This is a genomic window from Neorhizobium populisoli, from assembly GCF_019430945.1.
Classification (GTDB): domain Bacteria; phylum Pseudomonadota; class Alphaproteobacteria; order Rhizobiales; family Rhizobiaceae; genus Neorhizobium; species Neorhizobium populisoli.
Genome location: NZ_JAHYCB010000001.1, coordinates 692,963 through 717,417, shown reverse-complemented (window position 1 = coordinate 717,417; position 24,455 = coordinate 692,963). Strand labels below are relative to the sequence as shown.

Sequence of the window (24,455 nt, the reverse complement as noted above, 5' to 3'; positions counted from 1 at the left end):
TTGCGATTCGATCCCGGCCGGTTTGGTTGAGACGCGAGTGGAGGTTGGAGAGATGGATTCGATGACGACGGAAACGCAACAGGCCGAAACGGTGGCCCCTGCCGACGACCTGATGACGAGCCCGGCCCGGTTCATCAACCGCGAATTCTCCTGGCTGCAGTTCAATCGCCGCGTTCTGGAAGAAACGCTGAACACTGCGCATCCGCTTTTGGAACGCGTCCGTTTCCTGTCGATCTCGGCGGCCAACCTCGACGAATTCTTCATGGTCCGCGTCGCCGGCCTTGAGGGCCAGGTGCGCCAGAACATCGTGGTGCGCAGCCCCGACGGCAAGACGCCGGCCGAACAGCTCGACAATATCCTGCAGGAGATCGACAATCTGCAGATGGAGCAGCAGGCGTCGTTGGCCGTACTGCAACAGTATCTCGCCAAGGAAGACATCCTGATCGTTCGCCCGGCGGCGCTGTCGCCGGAAGACCGGACGTGGCTGGCGACCGATTTCGAGGAGGACCTTTTCCCGGTTCTGACGCCGCTCTCCATCGATCCGGCCCATCCGTTCCCGTTCATCCCGAATCTTGGCTTCTCCATGGGCCTGCAGCTACACAGCCTGCACGGCAAGGAGCCGATGACGGGCTTGCTGCGCCTTCCCACCACGCTCGACCGCTTCATCCGCTTGCCGGATGAAGGCACGACAATCCGTTACATCACCCTGGAGGATGTGGTCGGCATGTTTACCGACCGGCTTTTCCCTGGTTATGAAGTGAGGGGCGCGGGCACGTTCCGCATCATCCGAGACAGCGATATCGAAGTGGAAGAAGAGGCCGAAGACCTCGTGCGCTTCTTCGAAACCGCGCTGAAGCGCCGCCGCCGCGGCAAGGTCATCCGCATCGAGACCGACAGTGAAATGCCGGCTTCTCTGCGCCAGTTCGTGGTGCAGGAACTCGGCGTGCCGGACAATCGCGTCGCCGTTCTTCCAGGCCTTCTGGCGCTTAACACCATGTCGGAAATCACCAAGGCGCCGCGCGAAGACCTGCGGTTCGAAAGCTACAATGCGCGATTTCCCGAACGGGTTCGCGAACATGCTGGCGACTGCCTTGCGGCCATCCGCGAGAAGGACATGGTGGTCCATCATCCGTACGAATCCTTTGACGTGGTGGTGCAATTCCTTATCCAGGCGGCCCGCGACCCGGATGTGCTCGCCATCAAGCAGACGCTCTACCGCACCTCGAACGACAGCCCGATCGTCCGGGCGCTGATCGACGCCGCCGAGGCCGGCAAGTCGGTCACCGCGCTGGTGGAACTCAAGGCCCGTTTCGACGAAGAGGCCAATATCCGTTGGGCGCGCGATCTGGAGCGCGCCGGCGTGCAGGTCGTGTTCGGTTTCATCGAGCTGAAGACGCATGCCAAGATGTCCATGGTCGTGCGCCGTGAGGACGGCAAGCTCAGAACCTACTGCCATCTCGGCACCGGCAATTATCATCCGGTCACCGCCAAGATCTATACCGACCTGTCCTTCTTCACCTGCAACCCGAAGATCGCCCATGACATGGCGAACATCTTCAACTTCATCACCGGTTACGGCGAGCCGACCGAAAGCATGAAGCTTGCCGTGTCGCCCTATACGCTGCGGCCGCGCATCCTCAAGCATATCGAGGAAGAAATCTGCCACGCGCAGGCCGGCAAGCCGGCGGCGATCTGGATGAAGATGAACTCGCTGGTCGATCCCGACATTATCGACGCGCTTTACCGGGCGAGCCGGGCAGGGGTGGAAGTCGATCTCGTGGTGCGCGGCATCTGCTGCCTGCGTCCGCAGGTAGCCGGCCTTTCGGACAATATCCGCGTCAAATCGATCGTCGGCCGGTTCCTCGAGCACAGCCGTATCTTCTGCTTCGGCAATGGCTACGGCCTGCCGTCGGACAAGGCACTCGTTTATATCGGCTCCGCCGACATGATGCCGCGCAATCTCGACCGCCGCGTCGAGACGCTCGTGCCGTTGCTCAACCCAACTGTGCATGAGCAGGTTCTATCCCAGATTATGCTGGGCAACTTGATTGACAACCAGCAGAGCTACGAGATATTGCCCGACGGCACGTCGCGTCGCATGGAAGTCCGCAAGGGCGAAGAACCTTTTAACGCGCAGCACTATTTCATGACGAATCCGAGCCTCTCGGGGCGCGGTGAAGCCTTGAAATCGAGTGCTCCCAAACTGATCGCCGGTGTTATGTCCGGTCGCAAGAAGTAGTCAGTCAAGAAATAGGCAGCATGGTAAGATCAGAAGCCCAGGGGCGCCTTCCGGGCATTGCTCCCGTTTCCGTCATCGACATTGGTTCCAACTCTGTCCGTGTCGTCATCTACGAAGGCCTGTCGCGTGCCCCCACAATGCTCTTCAACGAGAAGGTGCTGTGCGGTCTCGGCAAGGGGCTGGGTTCGAGTGGCCGCATGGACGAGGAGGCGGTCGTCCGTGCGCTGGATTCGCTGAAGCGCTTCCGCGCGCTGTCGACTCAGGCTCGCGCAACCGACGTCTACGTTCTGGCGACCGCGGCGGCGCGCGAAGCTTCCAACGGTCCCGATTTCATCAATAAGGCCGAAGAAATCCTCGGTCAGCAGATCCAGCTCCTGTCTGGCGAGGAAGAGGCGCGGTATTCGGCGCTTGGCGTCATCAGCGGTTTCCACGATGCCGATGGCATCGCGGGCGACCTCGGCGGCGGTTCGCTGGAGCTCATCGACATCAAGGGTACAGAGTTCGGCAAGGGGATTACCCTGCCGCTCGGCGGTCTGCGGCTGTCGGAATCCTCCGGCAATTCCCTGTCCAAGGCCCGCACGCAGGCGCGCAAATACGTCAATACGGCGCGTTTCCTGGAGCAGGGGAACGGCCGCACCTTCTATTCGGTCGGCGGCACCTGGCGTAACATCGCCAAGCTGCACATGGAAATGACCAAATATCCGCTGCACATGATGCAGGGCTATGAATTGCCGCTGGAGGAGATCCAGCGTTTCCTCACCGAGGTGATCGCCGCCAAGGATTCCAAGGATCCCGCCTGGCAGGCCGTTTCCAAGAACCGCCGTTCGCTGCTGCCCTTCGGCGCAATCGCCATGCAGGAAGTGCTGACCGCCATGAAGCCGGCGAAGATCAGCTTCTCGGCCCAGGGCGTGCGCGAAGGCTATCTCTATTCACTGCTGCCGGACGAGGAGAAGGCAAGCGATCCGCTGCTGGTCGCGGCCGATCAGCTCGCTATTCTGCGCGCCCGCTCGCCCGAGCATGCCCGCGAACTGGCGGACTGGACCGGCCGCATGGTCCCGGCCTTCGGGATCACCGAAACGGAAGAGGAAGGCCGCTATCGGCAGGCGGCTTGCCTGCTCGCCGATATCAGCTGGCGCGCCCATCCGGATTATCGCGGCCTGCAAGCGCTGAACATCATCGCCAACTCCTCCTTCGTCGGCATCACCCATGCCGGCCGCGCCTATCTGGCGCTCGCCAATTACTACCGTTTCGAAGGCCTGCACGACGACGGCGCCACCGGTCCGCTCGCGACCATCGCCACGCCGCGGCTGTTGGAACTGGCAAAGCTGCTCGGCGGCCTGCTGCGGGTCGTCTACCTGTTTTCGGCCTCGATGCCCGGCATCGTCAACAACCTGACCTTCGCACCGTCTTCGGCACCGGACCTCGATCTGGAATTCGTTGTGCCGTCCGCCTATCGCAATTTTGCCGGCGAACGTCTGGACGGAAGGCTGCAACAGCTTGCGAAGCTCACTGGCAAACGGTTGGCTTTCCGCTTCGAATAGACGAGGCTGGCAAATCGCTGAAATCGATCACGGCTGGGCCTGCCATAAAAAGCAGGTCCGGCCGTTGCATTACGCGGGTTGCAATCAGGGTTTGGGAGCTGCAACAGGAGGCGAGGCGAACATCCGGCCGGCGAGGAGCAGCCAGATCGTCATGACCGCCAGAAACAGCAGGAAGGCATTGGCCAGCACAAACAGGATGCTGCCGATGATCGGGATAGCGCCATGATCGCCGTTGGCGATAAGGCGTAACGGAGCCGCCGCGATAGCGGTCGCGCCGAAGCTGAAGGCCCAGAGCCCGGGAACGGCACCTGCTTCACGAATCCAGGGCGAAAGCCTCAACAGGATGAGCAATTGCAATATGCCGTAGCCGATCATGGCATGCGAGACGAGATCGGGAGTTCCGCCGCTGACCGCGATATAGGCGACGGCGCCGACCGGAGCAGGGGCTAGCTGGACACCGAGCGTCGGGCGAAGCGCGGCCGGCGTGGTCGGGCCGGTCAGCAGCCGGTTCACGAGGACCGATTCCATGGCGAGCCATGAAAACAGGCCGGCGCCGAACGAAAGCTGGCCCCAGTCCGGATGACCCAGCGCAGACAGGACGATTGCCGACACGAAGCTACCGGCAACGGTGGGCAGATAGAGCACGGCGGTCGTGGTGCCGGGGTCGCGCTCCCCATGCCAGAGGTTGCCGGTGCGCCAGACCCCGAAGCCGATCGTGAAGACAAAGCCGACCGCAAACAGTCCATAGGCGCCCGCATGCCAATGCGGCACGAGGCCGCCGGCAATCAGCATGGTCGAAACCCCTGCAAGGCCGATGAAGCAGCACATGACGGGATGGGCCACTTCCGCCGCGAGCTTTGCGGGCGCAAGCAGCGCCTTCAGCAGATAGATCGTGACCAGCAAAGCCCAGACGATGCCCGCGACCAGGTAGATGGCTTCGCCGACGATACCCGGCAATTGCCAGGCTGCAGCGGCTGCCCTCCAGGCATTGCCAAGGCCGGCGAGCCCCAGAACGATGCCAAAATAGGCGGCAGGCATATTGCCCGCGATCGTGGCAAGCCGGTTGGACGATATCGTTGAATTGGAAATTGCTTCTGCCATGGGGCGCCTCCTGGCGCAGGATCGAACCGGAGAGTGATAGAACGAAAGAAATGGATGACGCCAGCCTATTCTACGGCGCCTCGACGAGCTTGAGATGACGCATCCGACGCTGCGTTTCTTTCTACCGCCTTAAATCTAGGCGCTGAACCAGCCGCCGATAAGTCCGCAGCATCGCAACTCAATGTCCGAGTGATTGAACGATGACTTGCGTCTGTTTTAGGTCGCCACATCGTAAGCAGCCGGATTGCCAAACTGCAGGCCCCCCGCAGAAGCGTTGGCCTTCGCTCCGTCGGTCACCAGAAAATGAACAGGCCGGATGGTTCACCTTGCCGGGTGAAGGACCAGATATCTTTCAACGGTATTCTACGCATAGCGTGAGGGTCAGGCCGCTTCATTGTTCGCGGATCAGGGACAGAGTGTCCGTCCTGCTCTGGTTGCAAACGCCGGGCGTCATTCTGATCTCAGAACAGACGGCCATGAGATTGGCCGCAAAAGCTCAAGGAGCACGTTATGAAAAAGATATTTGCAATTGCTCTTCTGGCCGCGTTCGCTGTGGGATCTCCGGCGCTTGCCATAGAGCCGATCCCCGGCAGCATCACCTACCACGGACAGCCTCGCACGAAACTTCAGAAGGCGCCGATTGGAAGCCAGGTTCCGCATGGTTTCTTTGGCGAGGACGGTTATCGTTATGAAGAAACCTACATCATTCAGCCCGACCGTAGCCTGAAGCTCGTTGATCGTCAGATGTTGGAAGTGCCTGGCGATTGATCCGGCATTTGGCGGGCACGGCTGGCGTCTCAAACGAAAAAAGCGCCCGGCTTTCACCAGACGCTCTTCGATTTCAGCAATCTGCAGATTACTTGGCAGACAGGAATTCGCCGACTTCGAGCAGGCTGAATTCGTTGTTGTCGGCCTTGTCGACAGCGCGACCGGCCGAGAAGGGCAGGTTGTTGTCGTTGCCGATGATGATGTGGGTCGCGTCGACGACATCGACGTTCTCGATCGTCACGAACGGCATGTCATAGACGCCGGCGACGTTGCCGGCCTTCTTCTTGTTGTCCGGGTCCTGGATGTTCATCAGGTCGATATAGCCGATCTTGCGAACCGACTTGCCGACATTGGCATCGTTGAACTCGATCTTGTAGACGCGCTTCAGCTCGGCCGGAGCGTCGAAGCAATCCGGCTTCGGCTGCTTCGGATCGGCGCAGGCCTTGTCCTTGGTGCCGGCGCCGTTGTCGCGCTCGATGACGAGAGCGGTCGAAGCGTCGATCATGTTGAAGTCACCGATCGAAGCGCCCTTGTCCGCGAACGGATAGAGCCACGAACGGCCGGTCCACTTCTTGGAAGCGACGTCGAACTCGATGACGCGGATGGCATTCTTGCCGTCAACCGTTTCCGGCTGGCCGTCTTCCTTGTAGATCCAGCCTTCGAGCAGACCGTAAAGCTTGGAACCGTCCTTCGACATGGCGAGGCCTTCGAAGCCGCCGGAGCGCTTCAGGTTGAAGACCGGGTTTTTGGCGGTCGGGTTGCCAGGCAGCTGGATGAGCGGGTTATCGGGGGAGACGACCGGCTTGCCTTCGAGCGTCGTGGCGAACACGTCGGTCAGGCGGCCCTGAAGGTCGAACTTCATCAGGTAGGGACCGAATTCGTCGCCGATCCAGAAACCGTCGGCAACTGGCTGAACGGACTCGATGTCGAAATCGGCGCCGGTGAGGTAACGGGTCTCGGTGGCTTCCGTGACGATCGGGAACGGAGCGACCTTGTTCGGATCCGAAAGGAAGAGGTTCTTGACGACTTCGGCCTTGTTGGAAGCCCAGTCGAACTTCATCTGGTGCAGGAAGAGCATCGAGTCGGATGAGTTGAACTTCGAGCCGAAACCGTTGTCGGAAAGCGTCCAGAAGGTGCCGTCGGCCATGGTCTTGATGCCGGAGAAGCCCTGGATCGGCTGGCCGTCGAGCGGCAGCTTGACGTCGGTGATACGGGCGCCGTCCTTGCCGTCAACGGTGCCGAGCTTGTCGGTGCGCTTGCGGTCAGGCGTGGTGAACTTGCCGGAGGTCTTCAGGAACGCCGGAGCGTCAGCCGGAGCCGGAGCCAGCGTGTTGGCCGGCAGAATGGCCTGGCCGGCGAGCTTGGCCGGGAAAACCTTTTCCTGTGCGGAAGCAGTGCCGCCGATCAGCGCGGCGAGCGCGACGGAAGCGAGCAGAAGTCGGATCATGGGATCACCTGTTGGTTGGCGTCAGAGACCTCGACCGGATAGGGGCCGGGCATGACGGGCAGGTGATGGAAGATTGAAGGTTCGATGAAGCTTTGATGACCGGATTTTTACAATCTAAAGTATGGTTTAGCCGGTTTTTCGCAAAGCCTGCCAGCGTCCGGGCGTCATGCCGAACGTGCGCTTGAAATGCCGGGTGAAATGCGCCTGATCGGCAAAACCGGCATCCGCCGCGGCTGCGGCGAGGCTGCAACCCTCGGACAGCAATGCTTTCGCCCGATCGAGCCTGCGCATGACGAGATAACGATGCGGGCTGGTGCCGAGAAACCGTCGGAATTGCCGCGCCGTCGTGTACCGGTCGAAGCCGCTGACTGACTCCAGTTCCTCGGAGGAGACCTCCCGCTCGAAATTGTCCTGCAGATAGTCCCGGCAGCGCAGCACCGCTTCCCGGGCAAGCGTCTTGCCCGACGCGCCGCCGAGGCCATCCGCATGCCGCCAGAGACCTTCTGAAAACCGGACGATCAGATCGTCGAGCAGAAGCGCCTGCGGCTCGCTTTCGAGATTATCCAGCGCCTCGGTAAGCGATTGGTGCAGATCCATGTCGGTGATGATCGGATCGGGCACGAAAGGCAGGCCACGCGCACCGCCGGCCGCCTCTATTAGCCGTTCCGGGGGCAGGTAGAGCATGCGGTAGACAAGGCCCGCATCGGTGCCGGCCGCGCCGTCATGGAGTTCGTCCGGATGCAGCACGATGACCTTGCCGGGCAGGCTGGCGCGGGCGGCACCGCGATACTGGAAGGTCTGGACGCCGGAGAGCGTCATGCCGAGCGCATAGGTATCGTGCCGGTGAGGTGAAAATCCGTTGCCGCGAAAGCGCGCCTCGATCCGTTCGATGCCGTGCGAGGAGGGCGCTTCGACAATGCCGTCGGAGACGCGGCCCGCGGCGCTGCACGATTGTTCAAGACCCGCCGTATTCGGCGCGGCTATCTCGTCAATCCCTGCATATCCTTCGACGGAGTTCTTCATGTTCGACACCAAGATCGCGATCGTGCTGCGCGATGACCTCGCTCCCTGGCAGGAGCTCAACGTGACAGCCTTCCTGATGAGCGGCATCACCGCCCAGACGCCGGCCATTATCGGTGAAGCATACCGGGATGCGGCCGGTTATGTCTACAATTCGCTAAGCGTCCAACCCGTCGTCGTCCTCTCTGCCGATCAGGAAACGCTGCGAACCATCCATCGCCGCTCGCTGGAGCGCGAGGTGACCACATCGGCCTATATAGAGGAAATGTTCGCGACCGGCCACGATGCGGCCAACCGCGAGGTTTTTGGTCAGTTCTCGCCGGATGATGCCAAACTGGTTGGCATCGCTCTCCGCACCGACAAGAAGATCGCCGACAAGATCACCAAGGGTGCGAAGATGCACAAATGAGCGGGTGAGGTGAGTGGTCTTAAAGTTCGACCGCTTCCACCTTCTTGTTCACGAAGCGCAACGCCACGCCGCCGTCGATCAGCTTCAGCGCAGTGTCGCCGAACAGGTCGCGGCGCCAGCCGGAGAGAGCGGCGACTTCGGCAGCTTCACCCTCGGCGGCGATCTTCTCCAGATCATCGGTATTGGCGATAACCTTGGCAGCAACGCCCTGCTTGTCGGAAATCAGCTTCAGCAGAACCTTGAGCAGTTCGACGGCAGCGGCTGTACCTTCCGGCACGTGAACATGTTTGGGCGGATGCGGCATGTCGGTCTTCGGCAGGGCGAGTGCGGCATTCACCGCTTCGATGATGGCGGTGCCTGAGGAAGAGCGCTCCCAGCCTTTCGGAATGGTGCGCAAACGAGACATTGCTTCCGTATCCTTCGGCTGCTGCTGGGCGATTTCGTAGATCGCGTCGTCCTTCAGCACGCGCGAGCGCGGCACGTTGCGGTTTCGCGCTTCGCGTTCGCGCCAGGCGGCGATGAACTTCAGCACGGCAAGTTCGGTCGGCTTGCGCAGGCGCGACTTGAGGCGAAGCCAGGCGTCATCGGGATGCAGGTCGTAAGTAACGGGCGATTCGAGGACCGCCATCTCTTCCGTCAGCCACAGGGCGCGGCCTTCGCGCTCCAACTGCTCTTTCAGGAACAGATAGACATCGCGCAGATGCGTCACGTCGGCCAGGGCATATTCTAGCTGCTTTTCGGAAAGCGGCCGGCGGCTCCAGTCGGTGAAGCGTGAGGACTTGTCGATATGGACGTTCTTGATGCGGCTGACGAGCTGGTCGTAGGAGACGGAGTCGCCGAAACCGCAGACCATGGCGGCGACCTGCGTATCGAAGATCGGATGCGGCACGAGGTTGCCGAGATGGTAGACGATTTCGATATCCTGCCGCGCGGCATGGAAAACCTTGGTGACCGCCGGATTGGCCATCAGCTCGAAGAAAGGCTTGAGGTCCAGTCCTTTTGCCAGCGGATCGACCAGCACTTCGACATCCGGGCTTGCCATCTGGATGAGGCAGAGTTCCGGCCAGAAGGTCGTCTCCCGCAGAAACTCCGTATCGATGGTGATGAAGTCCGACTGGGCGAGTTTGGCGCAGGCTTCTTCGAGGGCGGCGGTCGTCTGGATCATTCTCGTCTTCACGCTGGTTTGATCAATCTTCCTTTCCCTTCCAGCCGCTTATGTCAATACAGAACGACATTGAACCGTTACTCACGCTCATCTTTGTCGGATGGCTGGGCCAATTTGTTGAAATAGGCCGAGGTTCTGAGCAGTGACCGGAAGCGCCAGCGACGCTGCGAGGGCGGCACCGGCCCGCGCACCCGCATGCGCATGAGCGTAAAGATCAGGAAGCCCAGGAAGATGAAGGACGTATAGGCAAAAAAGGCGCGCGGCCCGACATATTGCAGCAAAATCGAAGCCAGAAGCGGCCCGATCGTGGCGCCGATCGACCAGTAGAACAACAATCCGGCGGACACCAGCGCGTGCTCCCCCTCCTTGGCATAGTCGTTGCCATGCGCCGAGCAGAGTGAATAAAGCGGCATGGAAAACGCGCCGAACAGAAAGACGCTGACGATGTTCGCCGTCTCATTTGTGCCGGCACCAAAGGAGAGATAGGCACCGGTAATGATCGAGCCGATCGTCGTCCAGACGATGACGCGCCGACGGTCCAGCTTGTCGGAATAGACGCCAAGCGGATATTGCAGCACCACGCCGCCGATGATGCCGGCACTCATGAAGGTGGCGATCGAAGTGATGCTCATGCCGATCTCTTCCGCATAGATCGGCCCGATATTGCGGAAGGCGGCCATGGAAAGGCCGATGGCGATGACCCCGACGACCGCGAGCGGCGAGATGCGCCAGACGGCCTTCAGGTCGAAAGTCATGGTTTCCGGCGGCGCAGGGCTCGATTTGTCGGCAACGGAGATCGGCACCAGCGACAGCGTCAAGGCGATGGCGATGATGTTGAAGATGATCGGCCCCTCGATGCCGACCGTCGGGATGATATATTGCGCCACCGTGACCGAACCCAGATCGACGAAACGGTAGATGGACAGCGTGCGGGCACGGTTCTCGTTGGTGACCTTGGCATTGATCCAGCTTTCGACGGTGGCGAACAGGCTGGCGACTGCGATGCCGGTGACGAAACGCATCGCGAACCAGAAGACCGGGTCGATGACCATCGACATGCAGATCGCTGCCACCGCCGCGACCGAGGCCATCGCGGAAAAGGTGCGGATATGGCCGATGGCGCGCAGGAGCCGCGTCACGTAGATGCAGCCGATCGCAAAGCCGATGCTGTAACCGGCACCGACCATGCCGACCGTCGATGGCGTGAATCCCTCGGCCGTTCCCTTGAGCGCTATATAGGTGCCCTGCAGCCCGTTGCCGCCGATCAGAATGCCTGCGGTGACGAGAAGCGGGACGAGCGGACGGATATGCGACATGGGATTTACGGCATTCCTGGCGGACGATGCAGGGACTGCGTCGAACAAGTTGCAGCGATCAACTCATAGACGAACTGGAACACGTTTGTCTTTGAAAAATCGTCTCCTTGGCGACCGCATCCTATGGCTTCGCGACGGCGGTTCCGCTAATCGAAAGCCGAGCGGAGACCTCCAGCATGAATGCCATTCTCGTCGTCATCTTCCTGGCCGCCGCCGCGGCACGGATCGTAAGCGTTGCCGTGTCCAAGCGGCATGAAGCGAAGCTGCGCACCGAAGGCGCAGTCGAACACGGCGCGCTCAACACTAGGCTGCTCGCTGTCGTTCATGGCCTCTATTATTTCGCAGCCTTCGGCGAAGGCTGGGCGAGAGGAACGCAGTTCGACGCGATCTCCACTTTAGGCCTCGTCATCTTCGTGTTCGCAATGCTGATGCTGGTCTGGATCGTCCGGCTGCTTGGCCCGGTATGGACGGTGAAGATAATGATCGCCAACAACCATTCCACCAGCCGCCACTGGCTGTTCCGCACGATCCGGCACCCCAACTATTTCCTCAACATTCTGCCGGAACTTGTCGGATATGCTTTGATATTCCATGCGTGGTGGACGCTTGTCCTCGGCCTGCCGGTCTATCTCGTGATCCTTGCGGTGCGTATCGCCCAGGAAGAGAAGGCAATGCGCGGAATGCTTTAGCCGCAGGCTCGCGCATTGCCGTCAACCGATTCCCTTGCATTTGCGATTCCCGTCTGTCGGCGCGAGAGTTCCCGAGACGTCCTTGGAGCGTCGACGGCTCAGCCTCGGAGATGTGAGGGAAGGAAGTCCATGTTGAACAATCTGGAAGTCGTGACGCTGTTCGTCGAGGATATCGCCGAGACGAAGGCCTTTTACGCCAAGGTCTTTGCCGCCGATGTCATCTACGAGGATGACGTCTCCTATGTGCTGAATTTCTCTGGCCTGATGATCAACCTGCTGCAGGCAGCGGAAGCGCCGGAGCTTGTCGAGCCTATGGTCGTCGCCGCAGCCGGTGCCGGCACGCGCTTCATGCTGACGTTGCGGGTGGACGATGCCGATGCGGTTTGTGCCAGGCTGCGGGACATGGGCGTCACGCTGCTGAACGGCCCTGTCGATCGGCCCTGGGGCCGGCGAACCGCAGCCTTTGCCGATCCCGCCGGCCACGTCTTCGAGATTGCGCAGGTGCTTGTGTAAGCGGAATGCCGGTATGGTCTTGCGGCCGAGCCTTGACAAATCGGGCCGTCCATGCGCTTTTCGCGCCGATTTTCCATGAGATCGGCCGGCAGTGCTTCGCACGCTGATAGGCCGCAAAAGCACCAGTCCGGGATACTCAAAATGCATCGTTACCGCAGCCACACCTGTGCAGCCCTCCGCAAGTCGGATGTCGGCTCCAATGTCCGCATCTCCGGCTGGGTGCACCGTGTACGAGATCATGGCGGTGTCCTCTTCATCGACCTGCGCGACCATTACGGCATGACCCAGGTCGTCGCCGATCCGGACAGCCCGGCCTTCAAGCTTGCCGAAACCGTGCGCGGCGAGTGGGTGATCCGCATCGACGGCGTGGTCAAGGCGCGCTCGGAAGACACCGTCAACAAGAACATGGCCACCGGCGAGATCGAGCTTTATGCACAGGAGATCGAGATCCTGTCCGAGGCAAAGGAACTGCCGCTGCCGGTGTTCGGCGAGCCGGATTATCCTGAAGATATCCGCCTCAAGTACCGATTTCTCGATCTTCGCCGCGAGACGCTGCACAAGAACATCGTCAAGCGCAGCCAGATCATTTCCGATATCCGCAACCGGATGACCTCGGCCGGCTTCGGCGAATACACGACGCCGATCCTGACGGCATCCTCGCCGGAAGGCGCGCGCGACTTCCTGGTGCCGAGCCGTATCCATCCCGGCCAGTTCTTCGCCCTGCCGCAGGCGCCGCAGCAGTACAAGCAGCTCCTGATGGTCGCCGGTTTCGACCGTTACTTCCAGATCGCACCCTGCTTCCGCGATGAAGACCCGCGTGCCGACCGCCTGCCGGGCGAATTCTACCAGCTCGACCTGGAAATGAGCTTCGTCACCCAGGAAGACGTCTGGGACACGATGGCTCCGATCATGACCTCTGTCTTCGAGCAGTTCGCCGAAGGCAAGCCGGTCACCAAAGAATGGCCGCGCATTCCCTACGACGTCGCGATCCGTAAATACGGTTCCGACAAGCCGGACCTGCGCAACCCGATCGAGATGCAGGCTGTCACCGAACATTTCGCCGGTTCCGGCTTCAAGGTCTTCGCCGGCATGATCGCCGCGAACCCGAAGGTTGAAGTCTGGGCGATCCCGGCCAAGACCGGCGGCAGCCGCGCATTCTGCGACCGCATGAATGCCTGGGCGCAGTCGCTCGGCCAGCCGGGCCTCGGCTACATCTTCTGGAAGGAAGAGGATGGCAAGGTCGGCGGCTCCGGCCCGCTCGCCAAGAACATCGGCGAGGAGCGCACCGAAGCCCTGCGCATTCAGCTTGGCCTTGAAGCAGGCGACGCCGCCTTCTTCGTCGCAGGCGAGCCGGCCAAGTTCTACAAGTTCGCAGGCGAAGCCCGCACCAAGGCGGGCGAAGACTTGAACCTCGTCGACCGCGACCGGTTCGAACTTTGCTGGATCATCGACTTCCCGTTCTACGAATGGAGCGACGAAGACAAGAAGATCGACTTCGCCCACAACCCGTTCTCCATGCCGCAGGGTGGTCTGGAAGCGCTACAGAGCCAGGATCCGCTGTCGCTCAAGGCTTATCAGTACGACGCCGTCTGCAACGGTTTCGAAATTGCCTCGGGCTCGATCCGTAACCAGTCGCCGGAAGCCATGGTCAAGGCGTTCGAACTGGTCGGCCTTAGCCAGACGGATGTGGAAGAGCGTTTCGGCGGCATGTACCGTGCCTTCCAGTACGGCGCCCCTCCGCATGGCGGCTGCGCTTTCGGTATCGACCGCGTGGTCATGCTGTTGCTCGGCGCCAAGAACTTGCGCGAAATCACGCTGTTCCCGATGAACCAGCAGGCGCAGGACCTGCTGATGAACGCTCCGTCGCCGGCAACGCCGAAGCAACTGATGGAACTGTCGCTGCGCGTCATGCCGCAGCAGAAGAAGGACTGATCCTTCGGTCGGATGAATCAAAAAGCCCGGTGATAAGCCGGGCTTTTTGATTCCGTGGAGCCTGAATCAGAACGAAGCCGCCATGGCTTTCTTCAGGTCCAGCGTAAAGCTGCCCCACATGCCTTCCGGTGTCGTATTGGTGAGTCCGACCAGCGTGATTTTTCGTTCGAGATCGATAAACCAGTGGTGCCCATAGACGCCGCCCCATTGCAGCGAACCCGCCGATACGGGCAGGCCGGCCTTTGCCGGGTCGCGAATGATCGCCCAACCGTAACCAAAACCGAAGCCGGGGCGTGCCTCTTCCAGAAGATCACCGATCTGGTTGGTCATCATCTGCTGTACGGTTGCTTGCGAGAGGAGAGGCGCGCCGCCCTTACGGAGCGCTTCCAGGATAGCGATCACGTCACCGGCCGTTCCCGCCATGCCGCCGCCGCCGGAATGGAAGGAATCCGGGTTGAAGATGCGATCGGGCGCAAATGTCACCGAACCGTTCAGCAGTCGTACGGTTTCCGTCTCACTCATGCGCTTCGGCTCGGGTGAACCATCGACATAAGCAACTGAGAGTCGGCTCCGATCGGCCACGGAGAAGCCGGTATCGCCCAATCCGAGCGGCTGCATCACCAGTTCCGCCACCGCGTCGCCGAGCCGCCTGCCGGTCTCCTTCTCGATGACGCCGCCTATCACGTCCATGGCGACGGAATATTGCCAGCCGGTGCCGGGTGCGAAGGCGAGCGGCACGGAGGCGATACGCTTCAGGTTTTCGGCTAGCGGAAGTCCCGGCTGATCGACTCCATCGGAAACGCCGGCGCGAGCATAGGGACCATCCTCGGCTTCGAAGCTGTAGCTGAGGCCAGACGTGTGGGTGAGCAGATGCCGGATGAGGATCGTCGGCTCGCTACCATCTGCAAGCTTCGGCCGGAAGTCCGGCAGCCATTTGGTCACCGGATCGTCGAGCCCGATGCGGCCCTGTTCGATGAGGCGCATGGTGGCGGCCGTCACGATCGGCTTGGTCACCGAGGCGAGCCGAAAGATCGTATCTTCCCGCATCGGCAGGCCGGCTTCGCGATCGGCCATTCCGGCGGCGCGGCGGTAGACGATCTCACCGTCCTTGGCCATCAGCACGACCGTGCCCACAAGCTTTTTCGAGGAAATCGCAGCGTCGACAACATCGTCGATCGCGGAAAAGGCCGTTTTATCGCTCATGACGGAGTTCCTATGGAGTAGGGTGGTCAGTCGGTCGGCAGAGTGTTGTCGAGGAAATACCATTGGTCGAGATTAGCCCGGATGACGGGCTCGATTACGGAATTCAGCAGCAGGATGTCGTCCATCAGCCGCGCACCGGGTTTGTCTTCCGGCGGCAGTTCGATCGCCGGCAGGAAATAGGCGTCGAAGCGGAAACCCTCGCCGCGGATGTTATACCACGGGCAGATCTTCGCGCCGGTCATCCGCGCCAACCGCACTGCGACGGCAAGATTGCCTTCCAGATGCGGCTTGCGGCCGAATAGCGGCCCGCGGATCTTGCCGGCCACCGCCTCGTCGCAGAACATCGAGATGACGCCGCCTTCCTTCAGGAGCTTGACGGACGGGCGTGTTCCTTGCGCGCCCGGCGGCAGGAAGTTCAGCCCGCCCTTGCGTCGCACCTTCGCGGAGATCCACGCCTTGGCGCGACCTTTCGGCGGAATGTAATTGGCGTAGGGGCGCACGCCATCCTTATGCAGGATGGTCGGGCCGATCTCCCAATTGCCGAGATGCATGCCGACGATGATCACAGGTCCTTGCCTGGTGGGCTCGATCAGCCGATGGAAATCATGCAGCGTGATCCTGTCCATATCGCCAAGCAGCCGGTTGATGACGGAAAACTCCGTCATGATCCGGCCCTGCGATTTGAGGTTCTCCTGCAGAATAGCGTCGCGCTCGGCCTGAGTCTTCTCCGGCAGAAGGCGGGCAAGCGTTGCGCGCCCGCGCTTGATGGCGGACTTGTTGAATTTCGGAATAGCGAACGGGCCGAGCTTGGCACCGAAATTCGAGCAGCCATCCATCGTCATCAGCTTCAGGCCGAAATGGACGAGCAGATCGAAGGCGTTGCCGATATTGTCCTTGATCCAGTAGCGATTGGCCTGCTTGCGTTGCTCGGCATTGCCGAAGAAATGCGACAGCGGTGGCGCTTCGATTTCGGTGAAAACTTCGGCCTTGCGTTTGGAAAGCGGCTTGCCGGCGGGTTCTGTTGCCACGGCCGGACCTCAGCGCCGGTGCAGGGTGACGGGCAGGCCACCGCGTGGCCTCAGCGTCAGGCGGCATTGCGGCTCCACCTTGTGGTCCTTCGGCACGCGCAGCTTGAAGCGCTGCGCCAGCACGGCAAGGCAGAGGATCGCTTCCGTCAGCCCGAACTGCAGGCCGGGGCAGATGCGCGGGCCGGCGGCAAAGGGGATATAGGAATAGGGCGTCGGACGCCGTTCGAGGAAACGCTCCGGCTTGAAAAGGTCCGGGTCTTTGAAAAGCGACGGCGTGCGGTGCAGCAGCCATGGCACGATCATGATCAGCGAGGCTTTCTTGACGTCCGTATCGCCGACCTTGTCAGCCTCCTTCGCTTGCCGCGCCAGAATCGGCACCGGCGGATAGAGACGCAGCGTCTCTTCGATCACTGCCGTGCACATCTTCAGGTTCGGCACGTCAGCGACGGTCGGCACGTTGCTGCCGCAGACCGCCTCGATCTCGGCATGAACCGCTTCTTCGATCCAGGGCGCGTTGGACAGCAGATACCAGGCCCAGGTCAGCGTCGCGGCCGTCGTCTCGTGGCCGGCCATGAAGATGGTGGCTGCCTCGTTGCGTAGCGCCACGACGTCGAGCTTCAGCTCCGGGTTCTTCTTCTGGCGACGCACCAGCAGCTCGACCATGGAGTTGTCGTCGCCCTTGCCGGCCAGATGGTCCTCGATGACCCGGTCGATGATCGTGTGGATGCGTTTTACCGAACGCCTCAGCGAGGGAGTGCGGAGCGCCGGCAGCCCTTCGTCGAAACCAAGGAAGTAGCCGATGTTGATGGAATCGATGAGGTCCTGATAGCTGGTGAAGCCGTCCGTCACCTGTCCCGCACTTTCCTCGCCGATATCGGTGCCGAACACGCTGCGGGCGATGATCTCGGCCGTCAGCCCCGCCATTTCGTAGAGTGCGTTGACTGGAGCGCCTTCGCCGAGCGCCGTCCAGCGTTCTATCAACTCCAGCGAAGTGTTCTTCATGATGTCGCCAAAGGCAGGCACCCGGTGCTTGTGGACGATGTCGGACACGAGCGGCCGGCGGTTCTTCCAGGTCTCGCCATCGGAAATGAACAGGCCGTCACCCAGCAGAAATTCCAGCGCCCGGCGCATCTGCGGCGATTTGCGCTCGAAATTCTCATGGCGTGTCGCGACCACATATTTGATGTGTTCGGGAGAATTGACCACGGTGACTTGGCGGCCGATCAGGTTGCTGACGGAAATACGCTCCGAATAGTCCACCTTGCGCCAGACTGCCAGAAAGTCCCGCCGCGCAGTGAAAAGCCGCTTGAGCTGGTTGTTGCGGCTGCCGTTGTAATGGGACGGATGCGCCGGTTCGAAGCGCTTCTTGGCGCTGTTGAGCTTTTCGATCGTCTGGGTTTCGGCAGCAAGCCAGGGCAGCATAAAGACATACCTTTTATCGGTCGCGACGCCTTGGCGCGGTCGTTTGAACCGCGCCTGTCGCCCATGCCGGTTTTGGCCCGCCGCAACCCGTGGCGTCAAGCATGCCATGGTCGGAAACTGGAAAGGCGGAACCAACTTATCCCGGTTGTGTTGTTAGGACAGCAAAAGCACAGGGAGAATGATTATGCGAAAGACTTTGCTTGCCGCCACCGCGGCCCTCATGGCGCTGTCCGGTGCCGCCTATGCCCAGACCATGGTCATCACCCAGGACCCGGTCGTCACCAATTCGACAATCGTAATGCCCGGTGAGGTTCGCACCTATGTGATGGAGCAGCCTGTGGAATCTATCCCGTACGAGGGAGACGTGGTCGTCGGTCGTGTTTTGCCGGAAGCGGTAGAGGTTCGTCCCGTCCAAGGTTATTCCGACTACGGCTACACCATCGTGAATGAGCGCCGCGTCATCGTAAATCCCCAGACGCGCGCGGTCATCCAGGTGCTGGAATAGAATATCCAGCATTGGCCTCTTGAGCACCCGGCGAGAAATCGCCGGGTTTTTTGATGCAATATTGCGTCGCATGATACGAGCCGATATGGTTCGCCCATCACAAGGACTCGGGTGAAACCCCCGGGTGGCTCTTCCGGCCGCCGATCCGCCGGACAACCGCAAAGCAACGCCTCTTCCACACACCCGGATACTCTTCCTGGCGGCTGCGCTCCCTTTTGCGAAAATTTCATCCATGAACAGAATTGCTGCATACCGCCGCGAGTGGTTCTCCAATATCCGTGGCGATATCCTTTCCGGCATCGTCGTGGCACTGGCCCTGATCCCGGAAGCGGTCGGCTTCTCGGTCATCGCCGGTGTCGACCCCAAGATCGGTCTCTTCGCCTCCGTCGCGATCGCCTGCGTTACCGCGATTACCGGCGGACGCCCTGCCATGATTTCGGCAGCCACCGCCGCTACCGCCGTGCTGATGGGGCCGCTGGTCCGCGATCACGGCATCCAGTACCTTTTCGCCGCAACCATCCTGATGGGCCTCATCCAGATCGTTGCCGGCATGGTTAAGCTCGGCCGCGTCATGCGTTTCGTGTCGCGCTCGGTGATGACCGGCTTCGTCAATTCGCTCGCCATCCTGATCTTCATCGCGCAGATACCGCAGCTGACGAACGTCCCGCAGATCACCTATCTGCTGATCGCCATTGCGCTGGCGGTGATCTATCTTTTTCCGCGCATCACAAAAGCAATCCCGTCGCCGCTCGTGGCAATCGTCGTCGTTACTGCGGGTTGCCTGATGTTCGGCGTTCACGTCCCGACGGTCGCCGATCTCGGCGAGATGCCGACTTCTCTGCCGGTCTTCGGCCTGCCCATGGTCCCGTTCACCTTCGAGACACTGCAGATCATCTTTCCCTATTCGCTGGCGCTCGCCGCAGTCGGCCTGCTGGAATCGTTGCTGACGGCGCAGATCGTCGACGAGATGACGGATACGCGCAGCAGCAAGAGCCAGGAATGCGTCGGGCAGGGCACCGGCAACATCGTCTCGGCGCTGTTCGGCGGCATGGGCGGCTGCGCCATGATCGGCCAGTCGGTGATCAACGTGACTTCAGGCGGCCGCGGTCGTCTCTCGACCTTCGTCGCCGGCGCTTTCCTGCTCGTCCTGCTTTTGGTGCTGGACGACATCCTGCGCATCGTCCCGGTCGCGGCGCTCGTCGCGATCATGATCATGGTTTCGGTCGGCACCTTCTCATGGAAATCGATCCTCGACCTGAGACGCAATCCGCCGACGTCTTCGATCGTCATGCTGGCAACCGTCGGTACCGTGCTGGCGACACGAGACCTGTCGATCGGCGTGATTGTCGGCGTATTGCTTTCGGGCGTGTTTTTCGCCGGCAAGGTCGCCAGGATGTTCAATGTCCGCGGGACCCTTTCCGAAGATGGCAGCCTGCGCACCTACGGAATCGAGGGGCAGGTTTTCTTCGCTTCGGCCGAAAGTCTGCTTGCCGCCTTCGATTTCACCGAGCCGGTCGCCAGGGTGGCGATCGATGTTACGAAAGCGCATCTTTGGGATATCTCGGCGGTCGGCGCGCTCGACAAGGCGGTTCTCAAATTCCGCAGCCGCGGCATCGAAGTCGAGGTTCGCGGCGTGAACGAGGCGAGCGCCAGCATGATCGACCGCTTTGCCCTGCACGACAAGGAGCACGCTTCGCTCGCGGCTTCATCGGCTCACTAAGCAGAAGAAATGCAAAAAGGCCCGGCGATCGCTCGCCGGGCCCTTTTTGTTCGGTGTCGAATAATTAATTGTTGGCTTTGACCGTGACGCCGAGAACCGTTGGCAGCGTGTTCGGAGCACCCATTGCCGCACCCATGATCATCGGGAAGGGGACGCCTTCCTTGGGCTCGGCGGAAATCGTCATGCTGCCCGGCTTGTCGAGATAGGTGTTGACGGCAGTAGCCACCATGTTCTGCAGTTCCGGCACATTGAGCTGTGCCAGCATCATCGGCGTCATGCCCTTCAGCATCTGAGTCAGCTGGTCGGCCGTGGTGTTCTGCTTCTTGGCAGCGTATTCCAGACCCTTCTTGGTGATTCCGGCATCGTCAAAGCGGATTTCGGCGCTGTTGAACGTCAGGCGCTGCATCAGGCCAAGCATGGCGAGACCGGCAGCCTGCTGGGCTTCCTGGTTGTTCGGATCGGCCGCCATCGTCTTCGTCGTCTCGTTGAGCGACTTGATGAAGTCGAGCGTGTAGCCGGAAATGCTGAGCGCGATGTTGAGCTTGCCGACCTTGGCGAAATCGAAGGCATATTCCTCGATGTCGAGCGTGCCGTCCTTCAGCTCCCAGCTACCCTGCATGCTGACCTTGCCGTCAATGGACGTCAGGCCGAGCTGCTGGATCGTGTCCTTTGCTTCCGGTTCGTCAACGAGGGTGAGGTCACCCTTGATGCCGTTCATCTTCACGTCGAAGTCGATGGACGAATTGTCGTCAGCAACTTCAAGCGTCGCGTCGGAACTGTCGATCGAGAAGGCCGGCTTGCCGTCAAGCGTCGCAGAAATCTTGCCGACATGGGCGCCTTCGTAAAGAAGCACGGAGTCCATATCGTTGCCGTTGGCATCGGCCGGAATGGAAAGACCGCTGATCGACATGTCCGATGCCACGAACGTCATCTTCTCTTCGGTGACGTTGACATTGTCGAAAGAGACCTTGTCGACGTAATAGCTGCCGCTGTCTTCTTCGATGCCGAGCATCTTGATCGTGCCCAGCTGCAGGCTCTGCTTGCCGTCGGGAGCCGTGAACTTGGCCTTGTTCAGCGTCACGTCGGAGCCGTTGGTGGTAACGGATTCGGCCGAGAGGCCGGCACCGCCCTGAATGGAAAGCGCCTTGTTCAGCTTGGCCACGACATCGTTGCCGTCGAGTGCCAAAGCCGGGCCCGCGAAAAGCGAGAGTGCGGCGCCGGCAGCAAGAAGCCGCGCCTTGGTCGAGTAGATCATCGGTTATCCTCCTTGCAGGTCTAGAAAAGCCTGCATTCTGTATGGGGTCTATCGAGAAGTTCGTCTGCCGCGGGGCACTTATAGGAAGGTTGTTTTAAAGCTTTGTGGATGTGTTCCATGCGACTTGCGGCAAAATTGCGGCTAAGAAACCCACGGTAGCGCAAAGACCGATCCAAAGCGGAACAACCGTCATCCACAGGCTGATTCTCCGGCTTTCTTGCCGGGAATCAGGCTTTCCGCTAGTCAAGGGCGCATGGGACAGATCGTAAATCCGCCCGGCGACGACGGCGGCGACAATATTCTTCCGGTGGACCTCAAGGCAGCGCTCGAAGAGCGCTATCTCGCCTATGCGCTTTCCACCATCATGCACCGCGCCCTTCCGGACGTGCGCGACGGACTGAAGCCGGTCCATCGCCGCATTGTCTATGCGATGAGCGAAATGGGTCTGCGGCCGAATTCCGCTTTCCGCAAATGCGCGAAGATCGTCGGCGAAGTGATGGGTAACTACCATCCGCACGGTGACCAGTCGATCTACGACGCGCTGGCCCGTCTGGCGCAGGACTTTTCGCAGCGCTACACGCTGGTCAACGGTCAGGGCAATTTCGGCAATATCGACGGCGATAGCCCCGCCGCCATGCGTTACACCGAAAGCAAGATGACCGTCGTCGCCGAGCTTCTGCTCGAAGGCATCGATCAGGACTCGGTCGATTTCCGCGATACTTACGACGAATCGAATTCCGAGCCGGTGGTTCTGCCCGGTGCTTTTCCGAACCTTTTGGCAAATGGCGCTTCAGGCATCGCCGTCGGCATGGCGACCTCCATTCCACCGCATAACGCTCATGAACTCTGCGATGCGGCACTTCACCTGATCAAGCACCCGGATGCGACGATCGAGGATCTGATGGCGGACCCGGCCAACCCTGCCAAGGGCGGCATCGAGGGCCCGGATCTGCCGACCGGCGGCATCATCATCGATAGCCGCGAATCGATCATCGAGGCCTACAAGACCGGCCGCGGCGGCTTTCGTGTCCGCGCCCGCTGGGCGATCGAGGATCTCGGCCGTGGCGGTTACCAGATCGTCGTCACCGAGATTCCGTTCCAGGTGCAGAAATCGCGCCTGATCGAAAAGATCGCCGAGCTGCTGCTTGCCCGCAAGCTGCCGCTGCTGGAAGACGTCCGCGACGAATCGGCGGAAGATGTTCGCATCGTGCTGGTGCCGAAGAACCGCACCGTCGATGCGACCCTGCTGATGGAATCGCTGTTCAAGCTTTCCGAGCTGGAAAGCCGTCTGCCGTTGAACATGAACGTCCTGTCCATGGGCAAGGTCCCCAAGGTCATGGCGCTCAACGAAGTGCTGCTGGAATGGCTGGCGCATCGCCGCGACGTGCTGGTCCGCCGTTCGCGTTTCCGGCTTGCCGCCATCGACCGGCGCCTGGAAATCCTCGGCGGCCTGCTGATCGCCTATCTCAACATCGATGAGGTCATCCGCATCATCCGTGAAGAGGATGAGCCGAAGCCGGTCATGATGGAGAAATGGTCGCTCACCGACATGCAGGTCGAGGCGATCCTCAACATGCGGCTGCGTGCCTTGCGCAAGCTCGAAGAATTCGAGATTCGCACCGAGTTCGACAATCTGACCAAGGAAAAGGCCGATATCGAAGCGCTGCTCGATTCCGAGAGCAAGCAGTGGCGGGTCGTCGAGCACGAGATTCAGGACGTCCGCAAGAATTTCGCCAAGGGCCGCGGCAAGCCTTATGCCCGCCTGACGAGTTTTGCCGATGCGCCGGAAGCCGACGATGCGGCAATCCAGCAGGCGATGATCGAAAAGGAACCGATCACCGTCATCATCTCGCAAAAGGGTTGGATCCGCGCGCTGAAAGGCCATGTCGCCGATACGTCCGGCCTCACCTTCAAGGAAGGCGACGGACCGAAGCTCGCCTTCACGGCGCAGACGACGGACAAGCTGCTGCTCGTCACCACTGGCGGCAAGGCCTATACGCTCGGCGCCGACAAGCTGCCGGGTGGCCGCGGCCATGGCGAACCGATCCGCATCATCGTCGATATGGAAAACGATCAGGACGTCCTGACCGCCTTCGTGCATGATCCGTCGCGCAAGCTCATCCTCGCCTCCACCGCCGGCAATGGGTTTGTCGTCGCGGAAAGCGAAATGATCGCCAATACCCGCAAGGGCAAGCAGATCATGAACGTCGCCATGCCGGACGAAGCGAAGCTCGTTGTTACCGTCTCCGGTGACCACGTCGCCGTCGTCGGCGAAAACCGTAAGATGCTTGTTTTCCCGCTGACGCAACTGCCGGAAATGACCCGCGGCAAGGGCGTACGCCTGCAGCGCTACAAGGATGGCGGCATTTCCGACATCAAGTGCTTTGCCATCGCAGACGGTCTTTCCTGGGAAGACAGCGCCGGCCGCGCCTTCAATCGCAACAAGGATGAATTGGCCGAATGGCTCGCTGACCGTGCGACTGCAGGGCGTACCGTGCCGAAGGGTTTTCCGAGAAGCGGTAAGTTTGCCGGGTGATCAGGGATAGGGGACGGTGTGATCGCGCAGGAAACGCGTCGCACCGTCTTCGTCGATCTCTCCGGCCGAGATCGAGATTACGAATTTGTAGAGAATGCCGTCGTCGGTTTCGATTGCGTAGCCATTGTCCATCAGAAAAACGCCTGCCGAGACGATTGCAATGCGCTTGTTACCGTCAATGAATGCGTGGTTCATGGCCAAGCCGTAAAGATAGGCTGCGCCCAGTTCGACAATGTCGACAGTGCCATAGGACGCTTTATTCATTGGCCGCATGATCGCGGCTTCAAGGGCTCCTTCGTCGCGTAACCCGAACGAGCCACCAAATTTCTCGATCTGCCGCTTGTGCAGATGCTCGATCAGCTGCCTCGAAAGAAATCTGACGGACATCACTCGGCCAGCTTCTTCAACGCGACCTTGTACTTATCCATGAAGCGATCGGCGTGTTCGAGCTGCCGTGTGAAGTCATCATCCAGCGGCTTCAAAATCAGCTTTCCCACTTCTTCTGCCAAATCAATACTATCTCCCGCCTTCAAACCCAGACGGTCGAGGATTTCCTTTGGGATGATAATACCTTCGGAATTTCCGATTTTGCGAATGGTAGCGTTCATGGCCTGATCCTCATGTTCTAACGTTGTTATAACATGAA

The 24,455-nt window shown here is 60.6% G+C and carries 21 protein-coding genes and 1 other annotated feature; of the genes, 10 read left to right on the top strand and 11 right to left on the bottom strand.

Annotated elements, in window-relative coordinates; genetic code table 11:
• Positions 1-52: 52 nt before the first annotated feature.
• A complete protein-coding gene (locus KX729_RS03520) occupies positions 53-2,239 on the top strand; it encodes an RNA degradosome polyphosphate kinase (protein WP_219741030.1) in 2,187 nt (728 codons plus the stop codon).
• 20 nt (positions 2,240-2,259) lie between these two features.
• Positions 2,260-3,780: an exopolyphosphatase gene (gene ppx / locus KX729_RS03515; RefSeq protein ID WP_219741029.1), complete on the top strand. Its 1,521-nt coding sequence runs from the start codon at positions 2,260-2,262 to the stop codon at positions 3,778-3,780.
• An 84-nt stretch (positions 3,781-3,864) separates the two neighbouring features.
• On the opposite strand, the gene tehA is transcribed toward ppx, so the two are convergent.
• Positions 3,865-4,881, bottom strand: coding sequence for a dicarboxylate transporter/tellurite-resistance protein TehA (tehA, locus tag KX729_RS03510; RefSeq protein ID WP_219741028.1), 1,017 nt, complete (start codon positions 4,879-4,881; stop codon positions 3,865-3,867).
• 510 nt (positions 4,882-5,391) lie between these two features.
• Here tehA and KX729_RS03505 point away from each other — a divergent pair.
• The gene (locus KX729_RS03505; protein WP_219741027.1) at positions 5,392-5,649 is read left to right on the top strand and encodes a hypothetical protein; all 258 of its coding nucleotides are present in this window, start codon (positions 5,392-5,394) and stop codon (positions 5,647-5,649) included.
• An 88-nt stretch (positions 5,650-5,737) separates the two neighbouring features.
• Here the strand turns inward: KX729_RS03505 and KX729_RS03500 are convergent, their stop codons facing one another.
• A complete protein-coding gene (locus KX729_RS03500) occupies positions 5,738-7,096 on the bottom strand; it encodes an esterase-like activity of phytase family protein (RefSeq protein WP_219741026.1) in 1,359 nt (452 codons plus the stop codon).
• 126 nt (positions 7,097-7,222) lie between these two features.
• The gene (locus KX729_RS03495) at positions 7,223-8,119 is read right to left on the bottom strand and encodes an AraC family transcriptional regulator (protein WP_219741025.1); all 897 of its coding nucleotides are present in this window, start codon (positions 8,117-8,119) and stop codon (positions 7,223-7,225) included.
• Between KX729_RS03495 and KX729_RS03490 the strand changes: the two genes are divergently transcribed.
• Positions 8,118-8,525: a DUF2000 family protein gene (locus KX729_RS03490; protein WP_219741024.1), complete on the top strand. Its 408-nt coding sequence runs from the start codon at positions 8,118-8,120 to the stop codon at positions 8,523-8,525. The two genes, KX729_RS03495 and KX729_RS03490, sit on opposite strands and share 2 nt — an antisense overlap.
• Positions 8,526-8,544: 19 nt before the next feature.
• Here the strand turns inward: KX729_RS03490 and rnd are convergent, their stop codons facing one another.
• Both rnd and KX729_RS03480 read right to left on the bottom strand, forming a co-directional pair.
• Positions 8,545-9,690 carry a ribonuclease D gene (gene rnd, locus KX729_RS03485; protein ID WP_219741023.1) on the bottom strand — a complete coding sequence of 382 codons (1,146 nt, stop codon included), beginning with the start codon at positions 9,688-9,690 and terminating at the stop codon, positions 8,545-8,547.
• Positions 9,691-9,767: 77 nt separating this feature from the next.
• On the bottom strand, positions 9,768-11,006 hold the full coding sequence (locus KX729_RS03480; RefSeq protein WP_219741022.1) for an MFS transporter: 1,239 nt from the start codon (positions 11,004-11,006) through the stop codon (positions 9,768-9,770).
• A 176-nt stretch (positions 11,007-11,182) separates the two neighbouring features.
• Between KX729_RS03480 and KX729_RS03475 the strand changes: the two genes are divergently transcribed.
• From KX729_RS03475 to aspS, 3 genes are all read left to right on the top strand, one after another.
• Positions 11,183-11,695 carry an isoprenylcysteine carboxyl methyltransferase family protein gene (locus tag KX729_RS03475; RefSeq protein ID WP_219741021.1) on the top strand — a complete coding sequence of 171 codons (513 nt, stop codon included), beginning with the start codon at positions 11,183-11,185 and terminating at the stop codon, positions 11,693-11,695.
• 129 nt (positions 11,696-11,824) lie between these two features.
• Positions 11,825-12,208 carry a VOC family protein gene (locus tag KX729_RS03470; protein ID WP_219741020.1) on the top strand — a complete coding sequence of 128 codons (384 nt, stop codon included), beginning with the start codon at positions 11,825-11,827 and terminating at the stop codon, positions 12,206-12,208.
• Positions 12,209-12,349: 141 nt separating this feature from the next.
• Positions 12,350-14,140, top strand: coding sequence for an aspartate--tRNA ligase (gene aspS / locus KX729_RS03465; RefSeq protein ID WP_219741019.1), 1,791 nt, complete (start codon positions 12,350-12,352; stop codon positions 14,138-14,140).
• Between the two features lie 66 nt (positions 14,141-14,206).
• Here the strand turns inward: aspS and KX729_RS03460 are convergent, their stop codons facing one another.
• The 3 genes from KX729_RS03460 to KX729_RS03450 are packed head-to-tail and all read right to left on the bottom strand — an operon-like array spanning position 14,207 to position 17,793.
• On the bottom strand, positions 14,207-15,343 hold the full coding sequence (locus KX729_RS03460) for a serine hydrolase domain-containing protein (RefSeq protein ID WP_219741018.1): 1,137 nt from the start codon (positions 15,341-15,343) through the stop codon (positions 14,207-14,209).
• A 26-nt stretch (positions 15,344-15,369) separates the two neighbouring features.
• Positions 15,370-16,371: a lysophospholipid acyltransferase family protein gene (locus KX729_RS03455; protein ID WP_219741017.1), complete on the bottom strand. Its 1,002-nt coding sequence runs from the start codon at positions 16,369-16,371 to the stop codon at positions 15,370-15,372.
• A gap of 9 nt (positions 16,372-16,380) precedes the next feature.
• Positions 16,381-17,793, bottom strand: coding sequence for a cytochrome P450 (locus KX729_RS03450; RefSeq protein ID WP_219741016.1), 1,413 nt, complete (start codon positions 17,791-17,793; stop codon positions 16,381-16,383).
• Between the two features lie 184 nt (positions 17,794-17,977).
• Here KX729_RS03450 and KX729_RS03445 point away from each other — a divergent pair, with 184 nt between their 5' ends.
• Together KX729_RS03445 and KX729_RS03440 are read left to right on the top strand one after the other, a co-directional pair.
• A complete protein-coding gene (locus tag KX729_RS03445; RefSeq protein ID WP_219741015.1) occupies positions 17,978-18,298 on the top strand; it encodes a DUF1236 domain-containing protein in 321 nt (106 codons plus the stop codon).
• Positions 18,299-18,398: 100 nt separating this feature from the next.
• Positions 18,399-18,456: a sequence feature (sul1 is cis-regulatory element that is thought to sense ions involved in sulfur or methionine metabolism; They are found in Alphaproteobacteria), on the top strand.
• A 74-nt stretch (positions 18,457-18,530) separates the two neighbouring features.
• Entirely contained in the window at positions 18,531-20,018 is a 1,488-nt protein-coding gene (locus tag KX729_RS03440; protein ID WP_219741014.1) for a SulP family inorganic anion transporter, read from the top strand.
• 64 nt (positions 20,019-20,082) lie between these two features.
• On the opposite strand, the gene KX729_RS03435 is transcribed toward KX729_RS03440, so the two are convergent.
• The gene (locus KX729_RS03435) at positions 20,083-21,273 is read right to left on the bottom strand and encodes an aq_1923 C-terminal domain (RefSeq protein ID WP_219741013.1); all 1,191 of its coding nucleotides are present in this window, start codon (positions 21,271-21,273) and stop codon (positions 20,083-20,085) included.
• Positions 21,274-21,526: 253 nt separating this feature from the next.
• Between KX729_RS03435 and parC the strand changes: the two genes are divergently transcribed.
• Positions 21,527-23,809, top strand: coding sequence for a DNA topoisomerase IV subunit A (parC, locus tag KX729_RS03430; RefSeq protein WP_219741012.1), 2,283 nt, complete (start codon positions 21,527-21,529; stop codon positions 23,807-23,809).
• Here the strand turns inward: parC and KX729_RS03425 are convergent, their stop codons facing one another.
• Together KX729_RS03425 and KX729_RS03420 are read right to left on the bottom strand one after the other, a co-directional pair.
• Positions 23,810-24,196 carry a type II toxin-antitoxin system death-on-curing family toxin gene (locus KX729_RS03425; RefSeq protein ID WP_219741011.1) on the bottom strand — a complete coding sequence of 129 codons (387 nt, stop codon included), beginning with the start codon at positions 24,194-24,196 and terminating at the stop codon, positions 23,810-23,812.
• Positions 24,196-24,417, bottom strand: a complete 222-nt coding sequence (locus KX729_RS03420) for an AbrB/MazE/SpoVT family DNA-binding domain-containing protein (protein ID WP_219741010.1) — start codon at positions 24,415-24,417, stop codon at positions 24,196-24,198. Before KX729_RS03420 ends, KX729_RS03425 begins: the two co-directional genes overlap by 1 nt.
• Positions 24,418-24,455 lie beyond the last annotated feature (38 nt).